The organism is Microbacterium hydrothermale (genome assembly GCF_004854025.1).
GTDB lineage: Bacteria > Actinomycetota > Actinomycetes > Actinomycetales > Microbacteriaceae > Microbacterium > Microbacterium hydrothermale.
Genome location: NZ_STGM01000007.1, coordinates 42,653 through 66,432 on the forward strand (window position 1 = coordinate 42,653; position 23,780 = coordinate 66,432).

At 70.0% G+C, this 23,780-nt stretch carries 26 protein-coding genes; 11 read left to right on the forward strand and 15 right to left on the reverse strand.

Annotated elements, in window-relative coordinates; genetic code table 11:
* Positions 1 to 11: 11 nt before the first annotated feature.
* The 3 genes from FB047_RS13365 to FB047_RS13375 all read left to right on the forward strand — a co-directional run bounded on the left by FB047_RS13365 (position 12) and on the right by FB047_RS13375 (position 2,200).
* Positions 12 to 380 (forward strand): winged helix-turn-helix transcriptional regulator, encoded by a 369-nt coding sequence (locus FB047_RS13365; protein WP_136587705.1) that lies wholly within the window; start codon positions 12 to 14, stop codon positions 378 to 380.
* Positions 381 to 418: 38 nt separating this feature from the next.
* On the forward strand, positions 419 to 1,438 hold the full coding sequence (locus FB047_RS13370) for an FUSC family protein (protein ID WP_136587706.1): 1,020 nt from the start codon (positions 419 to 421) through the stop codon (positions 1,436 to 1,438).
* A gap of 114 nt (positions 1,439 to 1,552) precedes the next feature.
* Positions 1,553 to 2,200 carry an LON peptidase substrate-binding domain-containing protein gene (locus tag FB047_RS13375; RefSeq protein ID WP_136587707.1) on the forward strand — a complete coding sequence of 216 codons (648 nt, stop codon included), beginning with the start codon at positions 1,553 to 1,555 and terminating at the stop codon, positions 2,198 to 2,200.
* A gap of 113 nt (positions 2,201 to 2,313) precedes the next feature.
* Here the strand turns inward: FB047_RS13375 and FB047_RS13380 are convergent, their stop codons facing one another.
* The 4 genes from FB047_RS13380 to FB047_RS13395 form a co-directional block, all read right to left on the reverse strand.
* Positions 2,314 to 3,090 (reverse strand): isocitrate lyase/PEP mutase family protein, encoded by a 777-nt coding sequence (locus tag FB047_RS13380; RefSeq protein WP_136587708.1) that lies wholly within the window; start codon positions 3,088 to 3,090, stop codon positions 2,314 to 2,316.
* Positions 3,087 to 3,755, reverse strand: a complete 669-nt coding sequence (locus FB047_RS13385; protein WP_136587709.1) for an SDR family oxidoreductase — start codon at positions 3,753 to 3,755, stop codon at positions 3,087 to 3,089. Before FB047_RS13385 ends, FB047_RS13380 begins: the two co-directional genes overlap by 4 nt.
* Position 3,756: 1 nt before the next feature.
* A complete protein-coding gene (locus tag FB047_RS13390; RefSeq protein WP_136587710.1) occupies positions 3,757 to 4,140 on the reverse strand; it encodes a PPOX class F420-dependent oxidoreductase in 384 nt (127 codons plus the stop codon).
* Positions 4,141 to 4,226: 86 nt separating this feature from the next.
* Positions 4,227 to 4,640: a YchJ family protein gene (locus FB047_RS13395; RefSeq protein ID WP_136587711.1), complete on the reverse strand. Its 414-nt coding sequence runs from the start codon at positions 4,638 to 4,640 to the stop codon at positions 4,227 to 4,229.
* Between the two features lie 98 nt (positions 4,641 to 4,738).
* On the opposite strand from FB047_RS13395, the gene FB047_RS13400 reads away from it, so the two are divergent.
* Positions 4,739 to 5,650 carry a 5'-3' exonuclease gene (locus FB047_RS13400; RefSeq protein WP_136587712.1) on the forward strand — a complete coding sequence of 304 codons (912 nt, stop codon included), beginning with the start codon at positions 4,739 to 4,741 and terminating at the stop codon, positions 5,648 to 5,650.
* Positions 5,651 to 5,672: 22 nt separating this feature from the next.
* Here FB047_RS13400 and FB047_RS13405 read toward each other — a convergent pair whose 3' ends face one another.
* Together FB047_RS13405 and trpD are read right to left on the reverse strand one after the other, a co-directional pair.
* Positions 5,673 to 6,665 carry a PHP domain-containing protein gene (locus tag FB047_RS13405; protein ID WP_136587713.1) on the reverse strand — a complete coding sequence of 331 codons (993 nt, stop codon included), beginning with the start codon at positions 6,663 to 6,665 and terminating at the stop codon, positions 5,673 to 5,675.
* A gap of 3 nt (positions 6,666 to 6,668) precedes the next feature.
* On the reverse strand, positions 6,669 to 7,730 hold the full coding sequence (gene trpD / locus FB047_RS13410; RefSeq protein ID WP_136587714.1) for an anthranilate phosphoribosyltransferase: 1,062 nt from the start codon (positions 7,728 to 7,730) through the stop codon (positions 6,669 to 6,671).
* Between the two features lie 133 nt (positions 7,731 to 7,863).
* Between trpD and ctaE the strand changes: the two genes are divergently transcribed.
* From ctaE to FB047_RS13440, 6 genes are all read left to right on the forward strand, one after another.
* The gene (gene ctaE, locus FB047_RS13415; protein ID WP_136587715.1) at positions 7,864 to 8,535 is read left to right on the forward strand and encodes an aa3-type cytochrome oxidase subunit III; all 672 of its coding nucleotides are present in this window, start codon (positions 7,864 to 7,866) and stop codon (positions 8,533 to 8,535) included.
* Positions 8,536 to 8,549: 14 nt separating this feature from the next.
* Positions 8,550 to 9,362 (forward strand): cytochrome bc1 complex diheme cytochrome c subunit, encoded by an 813-nt coding sequence (gene qcrC / locus FB047_RS13420; protein ID WP_136587716.1) that lies wholly within the window; start codon positions 8,550 to 8,552, stop codon positions 9,360 to 9,362.
* Between the two features lie 43 nt (positions 9,363 to 9,405).
* Entirely contained in the window at positions 9,406 to 10,464 is a 1,059-nt protein-coding gene (gene qcrA, locus FB047_RS13425) for a cytochrome bc1 complex Rieske iron-sulfur subunit (protein ID WP_136587717.1), read from the forward strand.
* On the forward strand, positions 10,461 to 12,305 hold the full coding sequence (qcrB, locus tag FB047_RS13430) for a cytochrome bc1 complex cytochrome b subunit (RefSeq protein ID WP_136587718.1): 1,845 nt from the start codon (positions 10,461 to 10,463) through the stop codon (positions 12,303 to 12,305). The genes qcrA and qcrB overlap by 4 nt, the downstream gene beginning before the upstream one ends.
* A gap of 276 nt (positions 12,306 to 12,581) precedes the next feature.
* Positions 12,582 to 12,989 (forward strand): rhodanese-like domain-containing protein, encoded by a 408-nt coding sequence (locus FB047_RS13435; RefSeq protein WP_136587719.1) that lies wholly within the window; start codon positions 12,582 to 12,584, stop codon positions 12,987 to 12,989.
* 158 nt (positions 12,990 to 13,147) lie between these two features.
* Positions 13,148 to 14,116 carry an alpha/beta fold hydrolase gene (locus tag FB047_RS13440; RefSeq protein ID WP_136587720.1) on the forward strand — a complete coding sequence of 323 codons (969 nt, stop codon included), beginning with the start codon at positions 13,148 to 13,150 and terminating at the stop codon, positions 14,114 to 14,116.
* A 37-nt stretch (positions 14,117 to 14,153) separates the two neighbouring features.
* Here the strand turns inward: FB047_RS13440 and FB047_RS13445 are convergent, their stop codons facing one another.
* The 6 genes from FB047_RS13445 to FB047_RS13470 all read right to left on the reverse strand — a co-directional run bounded on the left by FB047_RS13445 (position 14,154) and on the right by FB047_RS13470 (position 20,011).
* A complete protein-coding gene (locus FB047_RS13445; protein ID WP_136587721.1) occupies positions 14,154 to 14,942 on the reverse strand; it encodes a PP2C family protein-serine/threonine phosphatase in 789 nt (262 codons plus the stop codon).
* A 4-nt stretch (positions 14,943 to 14,946) separates the two neighbouring features.
* Positions 14,947 to 15,363, reverse strand: a complete 417-nt coding sequence (locus FB047_RS13450; RefSeq protein WP_076674925.1) for a cytochrome c oxidase subunit 4 — start codon at positions 15,361 to 15,363, stop codon at positions 14,947 to 14,949.
* Positions 15,364 to 15,366: 3 nt separating this feature from the next.
* Entirely contained in the window at positions 15,367 to 17,130 is a 1,764-nt protein-coding gene (gene ctaD, locus FB047_RS13455; RefSeq protein ID WP_136587722.1) for an aa3-type cytochrome oxidase subunit I, read from the reverse strand.
* A gap of 2 nt (positions 17,131 to 17,132) precedes the next feature.
* The gene (ctaC, locus tag FB047_RS13460; protein WP_136587723.1) at positions 17,133 to 18,011 is read right to left on the reverse strand and encodes an aa3-type cytochrome oxidase subunit II; all 879 of its coding nucleotides are present in this window, start codon (positions 18,009 to 18,011) and stop codon (positions 17,133 to 17,135) included.
* Between the two features lie 167 nt (positions 18,012 to 18,178).
* A complete protein-coding gene (gene erpA, locus FB047_RS13465; RefSeq protein ID WP_136587724.1) occupies positions 18,179 to 18,544 on the reverse strand; it encodes an iron-sulfur cluster insertion protein ErpA in 366 nt (121 codons plus the stop codon).
* A gap of 72 nt (positions 18,545 to 18,616) precedes the next feature.
* Positions 18,617 to 20,011: a dipeptidase gene (locus tag FB047_RS13470; RefSeq protein WP_136587725.1), complete on the reverse strand. Its 1,395-nt coding sequence runs from the start codon at positions 20,009 to 20,011 to the stop codon at positions 18,617 to 18,619.
* 46 nt (positions 20,012 to 20,057) lie between these two features.
* Here FB047_RS13470 and FB047_RS13475 point away from each other — a divergent pair, with 46 nt between their 5' ends.
* Entirely contained in the window at positions 20,058 to 20,630 is a 573-nt protein-coding gene (locus FB047_RS13475; RefSeq protein ID WP_136587726.1) for a DUF3043 domain-containing protein, read from the forward strand.
* 132 nt (positions 20,631 to 20,762) lie between these two features.
* Here the strand turns inward: FB047_RS13475 and FB047_RS13480 are convergent, their stop codons facing one another.
* Genes FB047_RS13480 through hisD form a run of 3 tightly spaced genes read right to left on the reverse strand, consistent with a single transcriptional unit; the run spans position 20,763 to position 23,596 of the window.
* Complete coding sequence (locus tag FB047_RS13480; RefSeq protein ID WP_136587727.1) at positions 20,763 to 21,788, reverse strand: quinone-dependent dihydroorotate dehydrogenase; 1,026 nt, start codon at positions 21,786 to 21,788, stop codon at positions 20,763 to 20,765.
* Positions 21,789 to 21,798: 10 nt separating this feature from the next.
* A complete protein-coding gene (gene nrdR, locus FB047_RS13485; RefSeq protein ID WP_136587728.1) occupies positions 21,799 to 22,284 on the reverse strand; it encodes a transcriptional regulator NrdR in 486 nt (161 codons plus the stop codon).
* Positions 22,285 to 22,294: 10 nt separating this feature from the next.
* Positions 22,295 to 23,596: a histidinol dehydrogenase gene (gene hisD, locus FB047_RS13490; RefSeq protein WP_136587729.1), complete on the reverse strand. Its 1,302-nt coding sequence runs from the start codon at positions 23,594 to 23,596 to the stop codon at positions 22,295 to 22,297.
* Between the last annotated feature and the right edge of the window lie 184 nt (positions 23,597 to 23,780).

Sequence of the window (23,780 nt, forward strand, 5' to 3'; positions counted from 1 at the left end):
TAGGTACTCACATGAGCGTCAGTCTTGCCGATCTGCGCGGCCGCAATCCCGAGATCTTCACCGACGGGTGCCCCACGCGCACCGTGCTCGACCACGTGATGGGCAAGTGGGGCGTCCTCGTGCTCCTCGCCCTATCCGACGGGACGCAGCGCTGGGGCGTCCTGCGCCGCAACGTCTCGGGCATCAGCGAGAAGATGCTGGCCAGCACGCTCAAGACGCTGGAGGGCGACGGGCTCGTGCAGCGCACGGCCTACCCCGAGGTGCCGCCGCGCGTCGAATACGCCCTCACTCCGCGCGGGCGCGACCTCATGACCCGCGTGATCCCGCTCATGGAGTGGGTTGCCGACAACGCCGACGACATCGTCGGTCGCCCGGAGTGATCGTGCGCATCCCCGCCCTCCGCACGGTCAGAGACAGCATGACCGTCCGCGCGCCGCGGCGCGTGCCGCTGCTGCAGGTGGGCAAATCCGCGATCGCGATCGTGGCCGCCTGGCTCGTGGCGGGATGGCTCGTGCAGGGCCCGCCACCGATCTTCGCCGCGATCGCGGCCCTGCTGGTGGTCCAGCCGAGCATCAACCAGTCCTTCACCCGCGCCGTCGAGCGCAGCGTGGGCGTCATCGTCGGAGTGGTCATCGCCGCCCTGCTCGGGCTCGCCTTCGGATCGCAGCCGTGGGTCGCGCTCCTGTCCGCCGGGGTCGCGCTGCTGGTCGCGTGGGCCGCGCGCATCTCCGCCGGCGCGACCAACCAGATCGCCATCAGCGCTCTGCTCGTGCTCGCCCTGGGGACCGCCACCCCCAACTACGCCCTCGACCGCGTGCTCGAGACCCTGATCGGCGCGGCGATCGGCATCATCGTCAACGCCGCCCTCGTCCCGCCCGTGCTCGTACCCGCGGCTCGCGGGAAGGTCGACGTGCTGGGGCGCGAGCTGGCGGCCGCGCTCGAGAGACTCGCCGACGCCCTCGAGACGCCGCAGACGGCGGCATCCCTCGAGGGACTCCTCCTCGAGGCCCGACTCCTCCGCCCGGTGCGGGATGCCGCAGCCGACGCCCTCCGCGACGGCGCCGACTCGCTGGCCCTGAACCCGCGCAACAACCGTCACCGCGCCGACCTCGCGCAGATGGGCGCCCTGCTCGACCGCTTCACGCCCGTGGTGACGCAGACGGTGGGTATGACGCGTGCGGTCTACGACGGCTACGAGAGTTCGATCGTCGACGAACCCGCCGTGCGCGCCATCGCGGAGCAGTTGCACCGCGCCGCGCACGACGTGCGTCTCGCCTTCGCCCTCGATGCGGGACCGGAGGAATCCGTCGACGAGGAGCCGGCGCTGACCCGGCCGCTGCAGATCCAGACGCCCTCTCCCCTGCACTGGGTCCTGGTGGGATCGTTGCTGATGGACCTGCATCGCGTGCACGAGACGCTGCGGGAGGCCGACGACTGAGCAGCGCACCGTCGGCCGCGGCTGCGCCGGACGGAATCCCGCCCAATCCGCAAGCCCCCTGGGTATCGGAGCCGGCTCGGCCCCGACGGCATCCGGCGCTGGTTGACTGGGCCCATGGGTACCGCGATGTTCCCCCTCGGAGCCGTCCTCTTCCCGCACACGCCCCTCGCGCTGCGGATCTTCGAGGAGCGCTATCTCGTGATGCTCGGCCGCCTGCTGGATGAGACCGACCCCGCCTTCGGGGTGGTGTTGATCGAACGCGGCTCCGAGACCGGCGGAGGCGATCAACGCTTCGCGCTCGGCACGATGGCGCGGCTCAGCCACGTGGTGCCCCAGGCGGGGCAGATGCAGATCGTCGCGCAGGGCACGGAGCGCTTCGAGATCGTCGAGTGGCTCGACGACTCCCCCTACCCGCGCGCCGATGTGCGCGCTCTGCCCGATCTGGAGTGGAACGAGGCTCTTCTCCCGCTGCTCGAGGAGGCCGAGCGCATCGTGCGACGCGTCCTCGGCCGCGCCACGCAGTTCGGCGGGACCCGCTGGGACCCGGAGGTCGAACTGTCGGAGGAGCCCCTGCCCCGGGCGTGGCAGGTCGCGGCGATCGCGCCGCTGGGAGAACTGGATCAGATGGAGCTGCTGCGGTCCGAGACGCTCGGAGGGCTGCTGCGCGCGACGATCGACCTCACGCTCGCGGCAGAGCCGCTGCTCGGCGATCCCGTCCCCGACGGCGTGATCGTCGTCGACGAGGACGACGACGACAGCTGACGCGAGGCCGGCTGAACACCCTGCTCGCAGGCCGCCGCCGCGGCCCCGCACGCGGACTGACGAGACCGAGCCCGGAGGGTCGCCGACGACGACCTCCGGGCGCGGCCCCACCGTCAGTTGAGTTCGCGCACCGACGAGGGGATGACCCCGGTCCCGTACAGGTCGATCGCGAGGTCCTGCAGCGCCGTCAGCGCGACGCGCTGCGTCTGCGGCCCATACGAGATGCGCGCCACGCCCAGCGACTCGTACTCCGCCGCGGCGAGGTTGCCCGGCACGCCGATGACGCTGAGCGTGCGCTCCCCGAGCCCCTCGACCAGGCGCCGGGTGGTCTCGGCGTCGAGCTTGCCGGGCACGAACACCGAGGTGGCGCCCGCCGCGAGGAAGGCGCGGCCGCGCTCCACGGCATCCGCGATCTTGTCGTCGAGGGGCCGGTCGGCTCCCTTCAGGAACACGTCCGTCCGGGCGTTCAGCACGAACGGCACGCCCTCGGCCTCCCCGGCGGCGATCACCGCTTCGACGGCCGCCACGGCCTCCGCGAGCGGCTTGACCCGGTCCTCGACGTTGGCACCGACCACGCCGACGCCGATGGCGCGACGCGTCGTCTCGCCGGGGTCGCCGAACCCCGCGTCGAGGTCCGCGCTGACCGGCACGTCGACGGCGGCGACGATGCGCCCGACCATGTCGAGCATGAGCTCCACGGGGATGTTCTCCCCGTCCTCGTAGCCGAAGGTCGCCGCGATCGAGTGGCCCGCGGTCGCGAGCGCCGTCGTCTCGGGCAGAGCCGCGACGGCCCGTGCCGACACGACGTCCCACACGTTCACGACACGCAGGATCTCGGGGGCGGCGTGCAGCCGGGCGAGGGTCCGCGCGCGGTCGGCGACGGCGGTCACGCGTCGCCCCCGGCGGTGTGGTCGGCCACGATCGCCTCGGCGATGAGCGTGTCGCCCGCGCCGAAGCGGATGAAGCGTCCGATGGTCGCGGGCTGCACGAGCACGGCCGCGGCGACGGCGGCCACGTCGGCGCGCGAGACCTCGCCCTTGCCCTGCGGGGCCGTGGTGATGCGTCCCGACGGCGGATCGAGCGTGAGGGTGCCGGGACCGAGGATCGTCCAGTCCAGGTCGCTCGCGCGCAGGTGGTCGTCGGCCGCGAGCTTCGCGTCGGCGTAGGCGTAGAAGGAGTCCTCGGGGTCGATGCCGTGGTCGGGCGTCGATCCGATCCACGAGACCATCACGAACCGGCGCACGCCGGCCTGGGCCGCGGCGTCGATCGCCCGCTGAGCGGCGTCGCGGTCGACGGCGTACGTGCGCTCGGCGCTGCCGCCGCCGGCACCCGCCGACCAGACGATCGCGTCGGCCCCCTCGAAGGCCGCGGCCATCTCGTCGGTGTCGGCGTTCTCGACGTCGAGCACAAGGGGCGTCCCGCCCGCCTGCTCGATGTCGCCGGCCTGATCGGGGTTGCGGATGACGGAGGTCGCCTCGTCGCCGCGATCGGCGAGCAGCCGCGCGAGGTGCAGGGCCACCTTCCCGTGTCCTCCGATGATCACGATGCGTTCCATGTCACTGTCCTCCCACTTTGTCGATCGACATCTTCAAGATCACGCGGTCGGCGCGATCGGCCGGCGCGTCCTGCTGCGCGTTGCCGTAGCGCTTCCCGAGGAAGACGTAGAACGCGCCCTCCGGATCGGGTTCGGCCTCGAGGAGGCGACCGCGCACCTCGATGTACCGGTACGGGCGCTCCGGGTCGAAGACCATGAGGCTCATCGACGGATTCCGCTGCAGGTTGCGATACTTCTGCCGCGTCACGGTGTGCGTGAACAGCAGATGCTCTCCGTCGAAGGAGAACCACATCGGGTTCACCTGCACGGTTCCGTCCGGACGGACGGTGCCGAGACTGCCGTAGTTCGGGTTCTCGAGCAGGTCGCGTTGCGCGTCGGGGATCATGCGTGTCCTTTCACCGAGGATCCGCACTCGACCCTACGCAGCACCCCCGACACGCCCCCGCGGGGTTGACGACCCGACCGTGACGCTCACGTCACCTCGCCGTCGACGTACACCCACCGCCCGCCGCGCCGCGCGAAGCGGCTCCGCTCGACCAGCTCTCCGTCCCGGCCGGCCTGCCGCCAGCGCGCGCGGAACGCCACCACCGCGGCATCCCCGTCCTCCACGGCCTCCTCGATGTCGAGACCGGTCCACACCGTACCGTCGTCGACGTCGATGTGCTCGGGCCGGGTCCGCGGATGCCACGACCGGACGAGATGCGCCTCGTCACCCACTGCGAAGGCGGTGTAGCGCGAGCGCATCAGCCGCTCCGCGCTCGGCGCGGGGGCACCGTCGACGATCGGCGCGCAGCAGGCGCCGAACACCCCGCCCCCGCACGGACACGCCGCGTGCGCCGACGGACGGGAGACCGACGGACGAGAGGATGCCGACCCGAAAGACATCCCGCCACTCTAGGTCGCGCCGCCCGTCGTCTCGTCCGAGCGAGCGTGCGCTGCGACCCCGATCGCACCGGCGAATGTCCCGTGCCAGGATCGAGACCGTGACCGACCGCATCATGCTCCTCGACACCGCGTCGCTGTACTTCCGCGCCTTCTACGGCGTGCCCGACAAGGTCAAGGCGGCCGACGGGTCGTCGGTCAACGCGGTGCGGGGTCTGCTCGACATGATCGCGAAGCTCGTGACGACCTACGGCCCCACGCGCCTCGTCGCCTGCTGGGACGACGACTGGCGTCCCGCCTGGCGCGTGGATCTGCTCCCGAGCTACAAGGCGCACCGCGTGGTCGAGGCGGTCGCCGCGGGACCCGACGTCGAAGAGGTCCCCGACCCCCTCGAGGCCCAGATCCCGCTCATCCGCGAGGCGTTGGCGGTCCTCGGCATCCCCGTGGTCGGCGCGGCCGCGCACGAGGCCGACGACGTCATCGGCACCCTCGCCACCCGGGCCGACGCCCCGGTCGACATCGTGACCGGCGACCGCGACCTGTTCCAGCTGGTCGACGACGACCGCGGCATCCGGATCATCTACACGGCACGGGGCATGAGCAACCTCGAGATCGTCGACGACGCCACGGTGATGGGCAAGTACGGCGTGCACGCGGCGCAGTACGCCGACTTCGCGGTGCTGCGGGGCGACCCCTCCGACGGTCTGCCCGGCGTCGCGGGGATCGGCGAGAAGTCCGCCGCGTCACTGCTGGCCGCGCACGGCTCTCTCGACGCCATCCGCGCCGCCGTCGCCGACGGAACAGCGGGCACCCCCGCGCAGCGCGCGAAGATCGCCGCCGCAGGCGCCTATCTCGACGTCGCCCCGACCGTCGTGCGCGTCGCGCGCGATCTGACGCTCGCCCCCTTCGACGACGCGCTGGGCCCCGTCGACGACGCCGCCGCGACCGCCCTGGCCGAGCGCTGGAACCTGGGCTCGTCGATGAGCCGCGCCCTCGCCGCCCTCCCCCACTGACCTCGGCCCACTGACCGCGGACTCAGCGTTCGCGTTCGAGCCACTCCCGCAGGCGGGGCAGCGGCCAGGTCGTGACGATGCGCTCGGTCGGCACCCCGAGGGCCTCGGCGCGCGCCGCGCCGTGATCGAGCAGCGACAGCTGACCCGGAGCGTGCGCGTCGGAGTCGATCGAGAATAGACACCCCGCCGCGACGGCCTGAGCGAGGAGGTCGTCCGGAGGATCCTGGCGCTCCGGACGGGAGTTGATCTCGACCGCGACCCCCGACGCCGCGCAGGCCGCGAAGACCGCCTCCGCGTCGAACTCCGACGGCGGGCGGGTCCCCCGCGCCCCCTCGACGAGCCGACCGGTCACGTGCCCCAGCACGTCGACCCGCGGATCCCGCGCCGCCGCCACGAGACGCGTCGTCATCGCCCGACGCTCCATGCGCAGTTTTGAATGGGCGGATGCCACGACCACGTCGAGAGCGCGGAGCAGATCGTCCTGCTGATCGAGGTCGCCGTCGTCGAGGATATCGACTTCGATCCCGGTCAGCAGGGTGAACCCCTCGCCGCGGTGTCCGCGCACGACCTCCATCTGCGCCCGCAGCCGCTCGGGCGACAGGCCGTTCGCGACCGTCAGACGCGGCGAGTGGTCGGTGAGGGCGAGGTACTCGTGACCCAGGCGGCGGGCCGCGTCCACCATGGCATCGATCGGCGTCGTCCCGTCCGACCAGTCGCTGTGACTGTGCAGATCACCGCGCAACCGCGACCGCAGCTCCCCGCCGCCCACCGGGGCGTTCTCTGCGCGCAGCGCGGCGAGCCGCTCCGGAACCTCGCCCGCGAGCGCCTGCTGGATGACCGCGAAGGTCGAATCGCCGATACCCGGCCGACGACGCAGACCGGGATCGCGCAGTTGCTCATCCGACAGTCCCTCGATCGCCGCGGCGGCCGTGCGGAACGCCTTCGACTTGTAGCGCGACGACCTCTCCCGCTCGAGCAGATACGCGATCTCGGTGAGCGCGTCGAGCGGGTCCATGCGTTACTCCGCCAGATCTTTCGACGTCTGCACCCACGCGTCGAGCTTCGCCGACGCTCGTCCGTCGTCGATCGCCGCGGCGGCATCCGCCATCGCCTCCGCGAGACGCTCCAGGATCGGGCGCTGCACCTGAGCGGCATCCTGGAAGAGCCGGAACGAGACCAGTCCCGCCGCCGCGTTCAGCAGCACGATGTCGCGCACGGGTCCGGTCTCCCCACCGAGAACGCGCCGCACGACCTCGGCATTGTGAGCGGGAGAGCCGCCCAGCAGGTCGTCGATGTCAGCGAGCGGGATGCCGAGATCCCGCGGATCGAGATCGTGCTCGTGCACGTCACCGCGGCTGATCTCCCACACGCGGCTGTGCCCGGTGGTGGTGAGCTCGTCGAGGCCGTCGTCGCCCCGGAACACCAGCGCCGTCGCACCGCGCGTGCGGAACACCCCGGTGATCAGGGGGACGCGGTCGAGGTGGGCGACGCCGACCGCGTTCGCCTCCGCCCGGGCGGGGTTGCAGAGCGGCCCCAAGAAGTTGAAGACCGTGGGGACGCCGAGCTCCGAGCGCGTCGCCGCCGCGTGACGGAACCCGGGGTGGAAGGCCGACGCGAACGCGAAGGTGATGCCCGTGCGATCGAGCGTCTCGGCCACCTTCTCGGGCGACAGCGTCAGGGCGATGCCCAGCGACGACAGGACGTCGCTCGAGCCCGAAGCCGAACTGGCGGCGCGGTTGCCGTGCTTGACGACGGGGACTCCGGATGCCGCCGCCACGACGGCCGCCATCGTCGACACGTTCACCGTGCCGTAGCGGTCGCCCCCGGTGCCGACGATGTCGAGGACCTCGGCGCGCACGGGCAGCGGGACGGCGGCCTCGAGGATGGCGTCGCGGAACCCGACGATCTCTTCGACGGTCTCGCCCTTGGCTCGCAGGGCCATCAGGAAACCCGCCAGTTGAGAGGGCGTCGCCTCGCCCGCCATCACCTGTCGCATGGCCCACGTCGACTCCGACACGCTGAGGTCGACGCCCCCGAGCAGAGAGGTGAGCAGATCGGGCCAGGTGAAGCGTTCCGCCATGGGACGATCCTTTCACACGCGTGTCGCGCGCCCGCGCGACGGGCCGCGTGAGCGGAACCGCTCCCGTACCGGGGATTCCTTGCGGATTCTGAGGCTTCCCTAAGTCTCGACGATGGAATATCGCAGGGTCGGGATGGGAATATCAGCTCCTGGGATCGCGCATAATGGAACGGTGACGACCTCAGCGACGTATTCCCAGGCCGTGCGTGCCGTGAAGCGACCCGACCCGGTCGCCGTGGGCACCATCGTGTGGCTGGGCAGCGAGGTCATGTTCTTCGCCGGCCTGTTCGCGATCTACTTCACCCTGCGCAGCACCTCCGCGCCCCTCTGGGCCGAAGAGACGCAGCTGCTCAACGTCCCCTTCGCGACCGTCAACACGATCATCCTCGTGCTGTCCTCGGTCACGTGCCAGATGGGCGTGTTCGCCGCGGAGCGGTACCAGCCGTACCGCACGGGCAAGCGCACCGGCTTCCTCAAGTGGGGAATGGTGGAGTGGTTCTACCTCACCTTCATCCTCGGCGCGGTCTTCGTGTCGGGTCAGGTGTGGGAGTACGCGACGCTGGTGGCGGAGGGCATGCCCATCAGTGCCAACCCCTACGCCTCGGCCTTCTACCTCACCACCGGCTTCCACGCCCTGCACGTGACGGGTGGCCTCATCGCCTTCCTTCTCGTGATCGGTCGCGCGTACGCCGTGAAGAACTTCGGTCGGAAAGAGATGACCACCTCGATCGTCGTGTCCTACTACTGGCACTTCGTCGACGTCGTCTGGATCGCCCTGTTCTTCGTCATCTACTTCCTCAAGTAAGAGAGCTGCACCACATGGCACGCGAGAAGAAGACTCGTCGGGCATCCGGGCGCCGGAGCCCCCTGGCCGCCGCCGCGCTCATCGGCATCGGACTCCTCCTCACCGGAGGCGTCTACGCCGGTGCGTCCGCCGCGATGGCCGCCACCTCGACCGTCCCCGAGAGCGAGGTGAACTCCGCGACCGCCGTCGAAGAGGGTCAGAAGCTCTTCCAGGCGAACTGCGCGACCTGCCACGGTCTCGACCTGCAGGGCAGCCAGCAGGGCCCGTCGCTGTTCGGCGTCGGCGAGCTGTCGGTCCACTTCCAGGTCTCGACCGGTCGTATGCCGCTGCAGGCCCAGGGCCCCCAGGCGCCGGTCAAGCCGCCGCAGTTCACGGAGGAGCAGATCAACGCGATCGCCGCCTACGTGCAGTCGGCCGCTCCCGGACCCGAGTACCCCTCCGCCGACCTCGTCGACGGACAGGGCGACCTGTCGCACGGCGCTGAGCTCTTCCGCATCAACTGCGCCATGTGCCACAACGTGGCCGGTGCCGGCGGTGCGCTGACCGAGGGCAAGTGGGCACCGGATCTGCACACCGTCACCCCGGTCAACATGTACGCCGCGATGGTCACGGGCCCGCAGAACATGCCGGTCTTCAACGACCTCAACCTCACCCCCGAAGACAAGCGCGACGTCATCTCCTACCTGATGTACCTCCAGAAGAACGACTCCCCCGGTGGCTACGCCCTCGGCTCGCTCGGTCCGGTCTCTGAGGGTCTCTTCATCTGGATCTTCGGGATCGGGGCGCTCATCGCCCTGACCGTGTGGATCACGGCGAAGTCCAACTGACCGTCGTCTTCGACATTCCGTAAAGCACGAGGAGCACAGCACCATGGCACACGAGGACGACGCACTCGAGCACGAGAGGGCTTCCTGGAAGCCCGGCTCGGGGCTCGCCGTCGCGGTTCCCGACGCCGTACAGAACCCGGGCCTCCCCGGCCACCGTCAGCGCATGACGGACCAGGACCCGGAGGCGATGAAGCGCGCGGTCCGCACGGTCTACACGCTCTTCTACATCTCGGTCGCGGCGAGCATCTGGGCGAGCATCGCCTACATGATCTTCCCGATCGAGTCGGGCGCGCTGATCGACATCCGCTACAACAACCTCTTCATCGGTCTCGGCATCGCGTTCGCGCTGCTGGCGATCGGCATCGGCACCATCCACTGGGGCAAGTCGGTCATGTCCGACAAGGAGTACATCGAGGACCGCCACGCCACGCGTGGTCGCGACCAGGTGCGCGAAGGGGCGGTCAACGTCTTCGCCGAGGCCGACAAGGACTCCGGATTCGGTCGCCGCGAGATCATCCGCAACTCGCTCTTCGCCGCTGTGATCGCCTCGGTCATCCCCGGCATCACGCTGTTCCGCGGTCTCGCTCCGCAGGACCAGGACCCGGTCAAGCTCCTCAGCCACACCATGTGGAAAGAGGGTATGCGCCTCTCGCACGACCCGTCCGGTCGCCCGATCCGCGCCGCCGACGTCACCCTGGGCTCGGCCTTCCACGTCATCCCCGAAGAGCTCGCCGGCCTCGGCCACGACGAGGGCTACCTCGAAGAGAAGGCGAAGGCGATCGTGCTGCTCATGCGCATGCAGCCGGAGCAGCTGAACCCCGAGACCAACAACCTGGACTGGTCGTACGACGGCATCGTCGCGTACTCGAAGGTCTGCACGCACGTCGGCTGCCCCGTCGCGCTGTACGAGCAGCAGACCCACCACCTCCTGTGCCCCTGCCACCAGTCGCAGTTCGACGTCGCCAACGGTGCGGCCGTCATCTTCGGCCCGGCCGCCCGTCCCCTGCCGCAGCTCCCCATCACCGTCGACGCCGAGGGTTACCTCGTCGCGCAGAGTGACTTCCACGAGCCCGTCGGCCCCAGCTTCTGGGAGCGCTCATGAGCATCGGTACACACCCCACCGAGAACGTCACGACCGAGCCGGCCGTCTACTCGGGTCCGCCTCAGGCTCCGGCCGGGCGCGACGGCAAGCCGCTGGGCGGCAAGTTCGTCGGTGCGGCCGCGAACTACCTCGACGAGCGCACGAGCATGTCGGGCATCGTCAAGGAGCTCGGCCGCAAGGTCTTCCCCGACCACTGGTCGTTCATGCTCGGCGAGATCGCCCTGTGGAGCTTCGTCGTCGTCCTGCTCTCGGGCACGTTCCTGACGTTCTTCTTCCAGGCCTCGATGGTCGAGACGCACTACAACGGCGCCTACGAGCCCATGCGCGGCATCGCGATGTCTGCGGCCATGGAGTCCGCGCTGCACATCTCGTTCGACCTGCGCGGCGGTCTCCTCGTCCGTCAGATCCACCACTGGGCCGCTCTCGTGTTCGTCGCCGGTATCGGCGTGCACATGCTGCGCGTGTTCTTCACCGGTGCGTTCCGCAAGCCCCGCGAGCTGAACTGGGTCGTCGGCTTCATCCTCTTCATCCTCGCGATGGCCGAGGGCTTCACCGGCTACTCGCTCCCCGACGACCTGCTGTCGGGTAACGGTCTGCGCATCATCGACGGCATGATCAAGGGTCTGCCGATCATCGGAACCTGGACCTCGTTCCTCCTCTTCGGTGGAGAGTTCCCCGGTACCGCGATCGTCGGACGCCTGTACACGCTGCACATCCTCCTGCTCCCGGCGATCCTCGTCGCTCTGCTGGCCGTGCACCTCATGCTGATGATCATCAACAAGCACACGCAGTTCGCCGGCCCCGCCCGCACGAACAGCAACGTCGTGGGCTACCCGATGCTCCCGGTCTACGCCTCGAAGATGGGCGGCTTCTTCTTCATCACGTTCGGCGTCATCGTCCTGATCGCCGCCCTCGTGACGATCAACCCGATCTGGAACTACGGACCGTACGACCCCTCCCCGGTGTCCGCGGGTACGCAGCCCGACTGGTACATCGGCTTCGCCGACGGCATGCTCCGTCTGATCCCGCCGCACCTCGAGTTCGTCCTCTGGGGTCACACGTTCTCGTGGAACATCATCATCCCCGTCGGTGTCCTGGGTCTGTTCATCGTCCTGGTGCTCGTGTACCCCTTCATCGAGGCGTGGGTGACCGGCGACAAGCGCGAGCACCACATCGCGCAGCGTCCCCGCAACGCGGCCACCCGTACGGCCATCGGCGCGGCCGGAGTGACCTTCTACGCCGTGATGTGGGCGGCCGCCTCGTCCGACATCGTCGCGACCCACTTCCACCTCACGATGGAAGGCGTCATCCACGTCCTGCAGGCTCTGCTCATCCTGGGCCCGATCCTCGCCTACTTCGTCACGAAGCGCATCTGCATCGCGCTCCAGAAGAAGGACCGTGAGATCGCCCTGCACGGCTACGAGTCCGGTCGCATCGTGCGCCTTCCCGGCGGCGAGTACATCGAGGTCCACCAGCCCGTCGACGAGTACGAGCGGTGGAAGCTGGTCGACAACGAGACCTACGAGCCCCTGGTCGTGCGCCCCAACGCGAACGGTCAGATCCCCTGGCACGAGAACTTCCGCGCGTCGATCTCGCGGTGGTTCTTCGAGGACCGCCTCGCTCCCCTCACCCAGGCCGAACTCGACGCCGCGGTCGCCCACCAGCACCACGAGCTCGACCACATCGACCACGAGGAGGCCGACGAGATCGCCGGCGCCAACGCCCGTGCCGATGAGGACGGCCGCCCCCGCAACGCGGTCGGCGAGCGGGTCGAGGTCGAGATCCCGGCTCCCAAGGGTCTCGAGGAGCGCAACCGCTCCTCGGACGACAAGGGCGAGTAACACCTCCCGTACAGAACCCCCGGCGCTTCCGCGCCGGGGGTTCTGTCGTACCGGGAGGAGGAAGGCGCGTGCCAGCACCGGAGGCGTCCCTCCCCGGCCCGCGCGGAGCACGGTCCGTGACGCGGGCGCGGACGTCGATCGGCTCCGACGTCCTCCGCGACCGGCGAGCGGCACGAGGCCGGCGGCTCCGGGCGGCCGCAGCCGCTGTCCGGAACCCGACGATGGATGGCATCCGCTGCCCTCCCCCGCGCGACGCACCGCTCCTACGGTGGAGTCATGACCGAGGCTCTCGACTACTTCCGTACCCGTCTCGCCCACGAAACGGACCCGTCCGACGTGTACGCCGCGCAGAAGTCCGGCGATCGATTCGTCCTCGTCGACGTGCGCGGCGACGAGGCCTGGGCCCAGGGCCGTATCTCCGGGGCCGTCCACATGCCCTACCGCGAGATCGCGGAGCGCGCCCCGCGAGAGATCGACCGCGACGTCGACGTCGTCGTGTACTGCTGGAGCCCGGGCTGCAATGCCGGCCAGAAGGGCGCTCTGGCTTTCGCCGAGCTCGGCTACCGGGTGCGCGAGATGATCGGCGGCTACGAGTACTGGGTGCGCGAAGGCCAGCCCGCCGAGAACGACGAGGGCCCGCTCGACCGCGTGTTCGATCCCACCGTCATGGTCGTCCGCCCCTGAGTGGGCTCAGGGCTCGGCGGCCCATTCTTCCGCCGACGGCGGCCGAGCCCATTCGGCGCTCCCCCGTCGTCCGTTCCGGGTCGCCGTTCCCGGATTGCCTCTCAAGGTCGCCTCGTCCGGTTGCACGGAAGCCCGCGGGCCTGTCGTAGGCTGCGGCCATGCAGCATCCCCCGATCGAACCGTTCGCATCCGGATACCTGGATCGGCCCGATGGCGCCCGGCTGTACTGGGAGACCTCGGGCAACCCCTCCGGCCGCCCCGCCCTCTACCTGCACGGCGGACCCGGGGGCGGACTGGGCAAGGGCGGCTACCGCCGGCGTTTCGACCCGCAGCGGTACCTGATCGTCGGTCTCGACCAGCGCGGCTGCGGGCAGAGCACGCCCTGGGCATCCGACGATCTGGCGGGCCTCGAGAACCAGACCATGGACCAGCTCATCGCCGATCTCGAGGCCCTGCGCGCGCACCTCGGCATCCGGCGGTGGCTCCTGCACGGCGTCTCGTGGGGATCCACTCTCGCCCTGGCGTACGCCCTCGAAGTGCCCGACCGCGTCAGCGAGATCGTCAACCTCGCCGTCACGAGCGGAGGACGCTGGGAGATCGACTGGATCACCGACGGGATCGCCGCGGTCTTCCCGGAGGCCTTCACGACTCTGCGCGAGCCCCTCGCGCCCGCTGAGCGCACGATCGAGGGATACGCGCGTCTGCTGCGCGATCCCGACCCCGCGGTGCGGAGAGACGCCGGCGACCGGTGGGACGCGTGGGAGGCGACGCACCTGTCCCTCGGTCCGATGGCGGGCACGTCACGGTTCCTGCACGAGGAACCGCGCCACCGCCTCAACTTCGCGACCCTCGTGACGCACTACTGGGCGCGGGACTGCTTCCTCCCCGGCGACCGCGCCGTCCTCGCGAGGATCGGCGAGCTCGCCGGCATCCCGGGCGTGCTCGTCCACGGGCGTCGCGACATCAGCGGCCCCGCGCGCACTGCCTGGGAGCTGCACCGCGCGTGGCCCGGCAGCCGCCTCGAGATCGTCGAGGAGGACGGACACGGGGGCCCACGAAGTGCTCAGATCGCACAGGATGCCATCGACGGCTTCGCCCTCGAAGAAGAGCTGCCGAGCAACGACTGACGGTTCTCGCCCGCGGGCGAGGCTCCGCGGGCGCGTATCAGGCGGTCTCGACGTCTTCGGCGAACCACCGCGCCGCGGAGCCGAAGAAGACCGGCTCGCGCCCCTCGGCATCCTCGTCGACGACGTCGCACACGACCACGGTGACGTTGTCGCGCGTCCCCGCCTCGAGCGCGAGCGCCACCGCCGATGCCGCGGCAGAGTGCGCGTCGGGCGCCTCGGCGATCAGACGCGCCACATCGGCTTCGGGAACGTAGTCCGTCAGTCCGTCGCTGCAGAGCATCCATCGATCGCCGACGAGCGGCGGGCGTTCCGCGACGGAGACGACGTCTCCTTCCGCGCCGCCGAGGGATGCCGTGATGATGTTGCGGCGCGGATGCGCCTGCGCCGCCTCCGGCGGGATGATGCCGTGATCGACGAGCGCCTGCACGTAGGAGTCGTCGCGCGTCTCGCGCGTGAACTCCCCGTCTCGCAGCAGGTAAGCCCGCGAATCGCCGGTGTGCGCGAGGAGGAGTTCCCCGCTGACGCTGAGGAAGATCCCCGTGAACGTCGTGGCCATGCCCTCGAGGGCGGGGTCGCGCTCGACGTGGGCGCGGATGTCCCAGTTGGCCTCGCGGATGCGGACGAGCAGGCCGTCCGCGTCGAGCCCCCCGCCGCTCGTCGCGACGAGCCGGTGCACGAGGGCAGCGGATGCCAGGTCTCCGGACGGACCACCGCCGACGCCGTCGGCCACCGCCGCCCCCCAGGATGCCGCGAAGGCGGCATCCTGGTTGGTGGCACGGTGGGCGCCGGCGTCGGAGACGGCAGCCGCTCTCAGACGAACGGGCACGGGATCAGCGCGCGAAGTACCCGCGGTAGTACTCGTAGACCCAGCCGACGATCGCGACGACGAACACCGCGAAGCCGACGGGCACGAGCCAGCTGCCGACGGCGAGGCCGATCACGGCGATCGCCGCGGATGCCGCGAGCACGATGGGCCACCACGACCACGGGCTGAACTCGCCCATCTCGGGGTCGCCGTCATCGATGTCGGCCGTGAGGGTGTCTTCGGGCAGGTCACCGCGCTGCGCCTTGAGGACGCGACCGATGTAGAACGCGATCATCGACGACATGAGACCGAGGAACGCGAGGGCCACGGTTCCCACCCACTCGACACCGCCGTGCTGAAGCAGGCTCCAGACCGTGTAGACGGCCGCGATGCCGAACGAGAACACCGCGATGATCCACCAGAGGTTGACGTTGGTACGCATGTCTTACTTGACCTCTCCGGCTGCGGCATCGACGACGGGGGTGTCGGGCGCATCCTTGACCGGTCCCACACCGACCGGGATACCGGCCTCGGGGTGGTTCAGGTCGAACGCCGGACGCTCGCTGCGGATGCGCGGGATCGAGGTGAAGTTGTGACGCGGCGGCGGGCACGAGGTGGCCCACTCGAGCGACGCACCGTAGCCCCAGGGGTCGTCGACCGTGACGCGCGGCGCCTTGCGGGCGGTGATCCACACGTTCAGAAGGAAGGGGATCATCGAGGCGCCGAGGATCATCGATCCCACGGTGGAGAGCTGGTTCTCCCACGTCCACCCGTCGGCCGCGGCGTAGTCCGCATAGCGGCGGACCATGCCGTCGACGCCCAGCCAGTGCTGAATGAGGAAGGTCATGTGGAAGCCGATAAACAGCATCCAGAAGTGAACCATGCCGAGACGCTCGTTGAGCATCTTGCCCGTCCACTTAGGCCACCAGAAGTAAAAGCCGGCGAACATGGCGAACACGACCGTGCCGAAGACGACGTAGTGGAAGTGCGCGACCACGAAGTACGAGTCGGACAGGTGGAAGTCCAGGGGCGGCGACGCCAGGATGACGCCCGTCAGACCACCGAAGACGAAGGACACGAGGAAGCCCAGGGCGAAGACCATCGGCGTCTCGAACGTGACCGAGCCGCGCCACAGGGTTCCGATCCAGTTGAAGATCTTCACGCCGGTCGGAACGGCGATGAGCATCGTCATCAGGGCGAAGAACGGCAGCAGCACACCGCCGGTGACGTACATGTGGTGCGCCCACACGGCCACCGACAGGGCGGCGATCGCGATGGTCGCGTACACGAGAGTCTTGTACCCGAAGATCGGCTTGCGGCTGAACACCGGGAAGATCTCCGAGACGATGCCGAAGAACGGCAGGGCGATGATGTACACCTCGGGGTGGCCGAAGAACCAGAACAGGTGCTGCCAGAGCAGGACGCCGCCGTTCTCGGGGCTGTAGATGTGCGCACCGAGCACGCGGTCGGCGGCGGCGGCGAAGATCGCCGCGGCGAGCACCGGGAACGCGAGCAGGATCAGGATGCTTGTGATCAGCGTGTTCCACGAGAAGATCGGCATGCGCCACATCGTCATACCGGGCGCACGCATGGTCAGGACCGTCGTGATGAAGTTCACGGCACCGAGGATCGTGCCGAAACCGCTGATGCCGAGACCGAGCATCCAGAGGTTTCCGCCCACGCCGGGCGAGAAGCTGGCGTTGGCGAGCGGCTGATACGCGAACCATCCGAAGCCGGCCGCACCCTGGGGGGTGAGGAAGCCGGAGACGGCGATGGTCGAGCCGAAGAGGAACAGCCAGAAGGCGAAGGCGTTCAGGCGCGGGAACGCCACGTCGGGGGCGCCGATCTGCAGCGGCAGCAGCGCGTTCGCGAAGCCCGCGAACAGCGGGGTCGCGAACATGAGCAGCATGATCGTGCCGTGCATGGTGAACAGCTGGTTGTACTGCTCTTTGGTCGGGATGATCTGCATCCCGGGCTCGAACAGCTCGGCGCGGATGATGAGCGCCATGACACCACCGAGCATGAAGAAGATCACCGAGGCGATCAGGTACATGTATCCGATGGTCTTGTGGTCGGTGGAGGTGATCCACTTGACGACCAGGTTGCCCTTCTGCTCCACACGCGTGGTGCTGAGCAGTGCGGCTTGACGCGGCGGGAGAGTCGTCGGGCGCGAAGGGCCCGTCCCCTGGAGCGGAAGCGTCGTGGCCATGATCACTCGTTCCCTTCGACGCCGGTGGTCAGGTTCTGCAGACGCGACAGGTCGCTGATGTCGCCCACGTCGCCGGCACGGCGGAGGGACTCGAGGTAGTCGTTGTACTCGGTCTCGCTGACGACCTTGACGTTGAAGAGCATCGCGGAGTGGTACTCACCGCAGAGCTCCGCGCACTTGCCTTCGTAGGTGCCCTCACGGGTGGGCGTGAACGACCACTCGTTGTCGCGACCGATGTACATGTCTTTCTTGTAGAGGAAGTCGATGATCCAGAACGAGTGGATGACGTCGCGCGAGCGCAGGTCGATCTTCACCGTCTTGTTCACCGGCAGGTACAGCGTCGGCACGTCCTGGAGGTCGTAGCCGTCGGACGTGGCCTTCGCCTGGACGCCCATCGAGTACACGGCGTCGGAGTTGTCTTCCTTCTGGCCGTTGTACTGGAAGTCCCACGCCCACTGCTTGCCGTAGGCGGTGATCGACACGTCGGGGTTGTCGTACTGCGTCTCGAGCGTGTTCTGGTCGCGCGCCGTGAAGGCGAAGAAACCGACGACGAGGATCAGCGGGACGATCGTGTAGAAGATCTCGACCGGCATGTTGTAGCGCAGCTGGACGGGAAGGCCCGACTGGCCGCGACGGCGGCGGTATGCGATGACCGACCACAGCATCAGTCCCCAGGTGATGACACCCACGGCGAGAAGGACGATCCACGAGTTGACCCACAGACCGGCGACCATGTCGGTGTGGTTCGTGGCAGGCGTACCGTCATCGACGAAGCCGGGCAGGAATCCGTGCAGCTGGGTCGTGGTGCAGCCCGAGAGGAGTGCGACGGACGCGATCCCGAGAGGGAGCGCGGCCCAGCGAAGGCGACGTTTGGAGGGCACAATGCACCTTTCCGGGTCGTGGATGAAGCTTTGACAGTCTACGGCAACCTCTCACCGTTCTCTGGCCATTCGTCCAGTGCCGAGACATCGGAAACCCCCGGGTTCCACGGTGCGATCCGTGGCCCCCGGGGGTCCGTGACGTCGGCGTTCGAGGACGCCGACCGAGCTCAGTGGAAGCTGTCGCCGCAGGCGCAGGAGCCCTGCGCGTTGGGGTTGTCGATCGTGAAGCCCTGCTCCGAGATCGTGTCCTTGAAGTCGATGCTCGCGCCGTCGAGGTACGGCACGCTCATGTCGTCGACGATGACCTCGACGCCGTCGAAATCGACGACCTTGTCGCCGTCGAGGTAGCGCTCGTCGAAGTACAGCTGGTAGATGAGGCCGGAGCAGCCGCCGGGCTGGACGGCGACGCGCAGGCGCAGGTCGTCGCGACCCTCCTGCGACAGCAGGCTCTTCACCTTGTCGGAGGCGGCCGCGGTCAGGCCGACGCCGTGCTCGCGGGTCTCGGCGGATGTCGACAGTGTGGTGTCGGTCATGGCGATGCCCTTCGGGTTGATCGGTCGCGGGGACGAGACGAGTCTACGCCCGTCCCGCCCCGGCGGCCTCGATCAGACGGTGCGTTCGTTCAGCCGCGCCAGCAGCAGCGCCTCGGAGACCAGCGCGTTGCGGAACGTGTCGAGGTGCAGGGACTCGTTCGGGCTGTGCGCGCGCGCGTGGGGGTCTTCGACGCCGGTGACGAGGATCTGCGCGGTCGGGAACTCGCGGACGAGGTCGGAGATGAAGGGGATCGAGCCTCCGATGCCGACGTCGACCGACTCCACGCCGTATCCGTCGGCGAACGCCTGGCGCGCCTCCTCGACGGCCCATCCCCCGGTGTCGACGAGGAAGGAGTCGCCGCAGTCGACGTCGCTGAACTCCAGCTGCGCGCCGAAGGGCGCGTGCGCGCGGAGGTGCGCCTGCACCGCGGCGAAGGCCTCTTCGGCATCCTGGCCCGGGGCGACGCGCGCGCTGATGACGACGCTCGTCTGCGGTGCCAGGGTGTTGGACGCGGCCTCGACCGGGGTGGCATCCCAACCGGTGATGGTGATGGAGGGCTTGTTCCAGATGCGGCTGAGGATCGAGTCGCGCCCGATCGGGCTGACGCCCTCGAGCAGGCCGGACTCCGCGCGCAGCGTCGCCTCGTCGTAGGCCGGCGTCTCGGCGTCGCGCGTGGCGAGGCCCTCGACGGCGACGGCTCCGTCGTCGTCCCACAGGGTCGCGAGCAGCTTGACGGTGGCGAGCATCGCGTCGGGGACCGCGCCGCCCATCATGCCGGAGTGCGAGGCGTGCTCGAGCGTGCGCACGGTGAGCGTGAAGCGCGCGTTCCCGCGCAGCGACACGGTCAGGCCCGGCGTGCGCTCGTCCCAGTTGCCGGAGTCGGCGACGACGATGACGTCGGAGCGAAGGGCGTCGGCGTTGTCGGCGAGGAACTGGCCGAACGAGCGCGATCCGTACTCCTCCTCGCCCTCGATGAAGACGGCGATGCCGAGGTCGAGATCGTCTCCGAGCACCTCGGCGACGGCGCGAATGGCACCCACGTGCGCCATGACCCCGGCCTTGTCGTCGGCGGCGCCACGCCCGTACAGGCGGCCGTCGCGCAGCGTGGGCTCGAAGGGCGGGGAGTCCCACAGCGCCTCGTCGCCCGGGGGCTGCACGTCGTGGTGCGCGTACAGCAGCACGGTGGGACGGCCGTTACGCGCGGCGCGCGAGGCCAGGACGGCGGGCTGCCCCATCTCGTCGGTACCGGGGATCGCCGCGCGCGTGACCGCGACGGAATCGAAGACGCCGGTCTTCTCGAGGAGGGCGGCGACCGCGTCGGCGCTGCGGACGAGAGCCGTCTGGTCGAAGGCCGGCCAGGCGATGGACGGGATGCGGACGAGGGAGCCGAGATCGGCCAGGGCGGCGGGGATGCCGGCGTCGGCTGCTTTTTGCACAGCCTCCTGCCGGGACAGGTCGAGGGTCATGCGGGTAATCTTAAGTCTCCCGACCAGCGAATCACCGAGGTTTCCCGTGGCCAAGTCCCCCGCCCCCGCCCCCAACGACACCCCCGTCGACTCGACGGCGCTCGGATCGGGCAAGGGCCGCGCGACGCCCTCGCGCGCCGAACAGGAGGCCGCACGCAAGCGGCCCCTCGTGCCCGACACCAAGGAGGCGAAGGCCCGCGCCCGCGCCGAGCTCGCCGCCCAGCGCGAGAAGGCCCGCATCGGCATGGCCGCCGGAGAAGAGCGCTACCTGCCGGTGCGCGACCGCGGACCGCAGCGTCGTTTCGCGCGCGACTTCGTCGACGCCGGCTGGCACCTGGGCGAGGGCGTCATGCCCTTCATGGTGCTCGTGATCGTCGCGACGCTCATCCCCGTGCAGTTCTTCCAGTACTGGTCGTTCGTCGCGCTGTGGATCTTCATCCTCTTCGTCGTGGGCGACATGATCATCACCTCGATCCGCGTCAAGCGCGCCGCGAAGGAGAAGTTCGGCGAGAGCCGCCTCGAGAAGGGGCTCGGCTGGTACGCGGCCATGCGCACCGTGCAGATGCGCTTCATGCGCCTGCCGAAGGCGCAGGTCAAGCGCGGTCAGTACCCCGCCTGATCATCGGCTTCACGAGAACGGCGCACCGCCTCACGCGGTGCGCCGTTCTCGTTTCCCCCGGGCGGGGTCGGCGCACGTCCGTGCGCGGCGCCGGGGTGCGGCATCCGCACCGGGGCGAGGCGACCGGGGAGGTCAGCTCGCGCGGGCGAGACCCCGGTTGATCTGACGCGCCCACAGCGGACCGCGGTACAGGAACGCGGTGTACCCCTGCACGAGCGTGGCGCCCGCGGACAGACGCTCGCGCACGTCGTCGGCGGTGTCCACTCCCCCGGCGGAGATCACCACGAACGCGGGCGGGACGACCTCGCGCACCAGACGCAGCACCTCGAGGGCCCGCTTCTTCAGCGGCGCTCCGGAGAGGCCACCCGCGCCCGCGGCCTCGACCGTGGCGGCATCCGTTTCGAGATCCGTCCGGGCGATGGTCGTGTTGGTCGCGATGATGCCGGCGAGTCCCGCATCGACCGCCAGTCGGGCGATGTCGCGCACCTCGTCGTCATCGAGGTCGGGCGCGATCTTGACCAGCAGAGGCGTGCGCCCGGCGGCGTCGCGCACGGCGGTGAGGAGCGGCCGGAGCGTCTCGACGGCCTGCAGACCGCGGAGCCCGGGCGTGTTCGGCGACGAGACGTTGACGACGAGGTAGTCGGCGAGGGGCGCGAGCAGGCGCGCGCTGCGCACGTAGTCGGTGGTGGCGTCCTCGACCGCGACGACGCGGCTCTTGCCGATGTTCACCCCGATGACCGGACGTCGACGGGCACGGCGAAGACGACGCAGGCGTGTTGCGGCGGCGGCCGCCCCGTCGTTGTTGAAGCCCATGCGGTTGATCACGGCGCGATCCGCGATCAGACGGAACAGGCGCGGCTTCGGGTTGCCCGGCTGGGGCAGCGCGGTGACCGTGCCGACCTCGACGTGGCCGAAGCCGAGCGCGCCGAGGCCCCGCCCCATCGTGACGTTCTTGTCGAAGCCCGCGGCGACGCCGAACGGCGACGCGAAGGTCAGTCCGAGAGCGTCGACGCGCTGATCCGCGCGCGGCGCGGTGAATCGACGGACCACGGATGCCACGGGCTCGACACCGGCGCCACGGATGACGAGCGCGCCCAGGTGGTGGGCGAACTCGGGGTCGAGGCGCGAGAGGACCGTGCGGAAGAGAAGGGGATACATCCCCGCCAGGCTACTGGACCGCGTCGCGGTCGTCGTGCGCGGGGCGAGCGGCGTGATCTGCCCGCAGCTGAGCGATCGCGGAGTCGAAGTCGTCGAGGGAGTCGAACGCCTGGTAGACGCTCGCGAAGCGCAGGTAGGCCACCTCGTCGAGCTCGCGCAGCGGCCCGAGGATCGACAGGCCGATCTCGTTCGCCTCGATCTGGGAGGAGCCCGTCTGCCGGATGGCCTCTTCGACCTGCTGCGCGAGCACCGCGAGATCGGCATCGGTCACCGGTCGGCCCTGACAGGCCTTGCGGACGCCCGACATGACCTTCTCGCGGCTGAAGGGCTCCACCACTCCCGACCGCTTGATCACGTTGAGACTCGCGGTCTCGACCGTCGAGAACCGGCCCCCGCACTTCGGGCACTGGCGCCGACGGCGGATGCTGAGTCCGTCGTCGCTCGTGCGCGAGTCGATGACGCGGGAGTCGGGGTTGCGGCAGAACGGGCAGTGCATCGGTTCTCCCTCAGCTGTCGAACCGCGCGGTCACGGCCTCGCCGTGCGCGGGCAGAGCCTCGGCGTCGGCGAGGGTCACGATCGCGTCGCGCACGACCGACAGCGCCGCACGGTCGTACTCGACCACCTGCTGCGGGCGCAGGAACGTCGCGGCGGACAGACCCGCGCTGTACCGCGCCTGTCCCCCGGTCGGCAGGACGTGGTTGCTTCCGGCGAGGTAGTCGCCGAGACTCACCGGGGTGTACGGGCCCACGAACACGGCCCCCGCGTTGACGAAGTCCTCCGGCCGCGGATCGGCCAGGTGCAGCTCGAGGTGCTCGGGGGCGTAGGCGTTGCTGAACGCGGTCGCCTGCGCGATGTCGTCGACGAGCACGACGGCCGATTGCGGCCCGTGGAACGCCGCCGTGACGCGCTCGGTGTGCCGGGTCGCGGCGACGCGCGCCGGGAGCGCATCGCGGACCGCGTCGGCCAGCGCCGGCGAGTCGGTCACGAGCACGGCCGAGGCCTGCTCGTCGTGCTCGGCCTGGCTGACGAGGTCGGCGGCCACGAGGTTCGGCACCGCGGTGTCGTCGGCGACGACGAGGATCTCGGTGGCGCCGGCTTCGGAGTCGGTGCCGACGCGCCCCGCGACCGCGCGCTTGGCGGAGGCGACGAAGTTGTTGCCCGGGCCCGTGACGACGTCGACGGGGTCGAGTCTGATCTCGGCCACCCCGTGAGCGAAGGCCCCGATCGCGCCCGCTCCCCCCATCGCGTAGACCTCGGTCACGCCGAGAAGACGCGCCGCGGCGAGGATCACGGGGTGGACGCGCCCGCCGAACTCGGCCTGCGGGGGCGAGGCGAGGGCGACCTCGCGGACGCCGGCGACCTGAGCCGGCACGGCGTTCATCACGACGCTGGACGGGTAAACGGCCTTGCCGCCGGGAACGTAGAGGCCCACGCGACGCACGGGCTGCCAGCGCTGCGTCACCCGCGCGCCCTCGCCGAGCTCGGTGACGACGGGGGCGGGCACCTGGGCCGCGGATGCCGTGCGCACGCGCGAGATCGCCGCGTCCAGCGCGGCGCGGATCGAGGGATCGAGATCGCGCAGCGCCTCGTCGAGGTGGTCGGCGGGAACGCGGATGGCGTGGTCGGTCACGCGGTCGAAACGGGCCGCCTGCTCGCGGAGCGCCTCTTCGCCCCGATGGGCCACGTCGGCGACCAGTCGGGCGGCGGTGGCGAGGGCCTCGTCGCGCGCGGCGTCGGCGCGCGGGACGACGGCGAGCAGCTCGGCCGGCGAGAGCACGCGGCCGCGGAGATCGATCGTGCGGAGCATGCGTCCAGGCTACCGGCCGCTCAGCGACGCCCCGGCGCGATCTCCCGGGCTCGCAGCCTGTGCTCAGCCGCCGCGGGAGGGGCCGAGGGACGCGCTCGGAGGCGGTGACACGACGGGGCGGGAGCGGGTGCGGCCGGCGATCGACGGCCCGGCGCCCGCGAGCAGACGACGTTGAGGACGGACG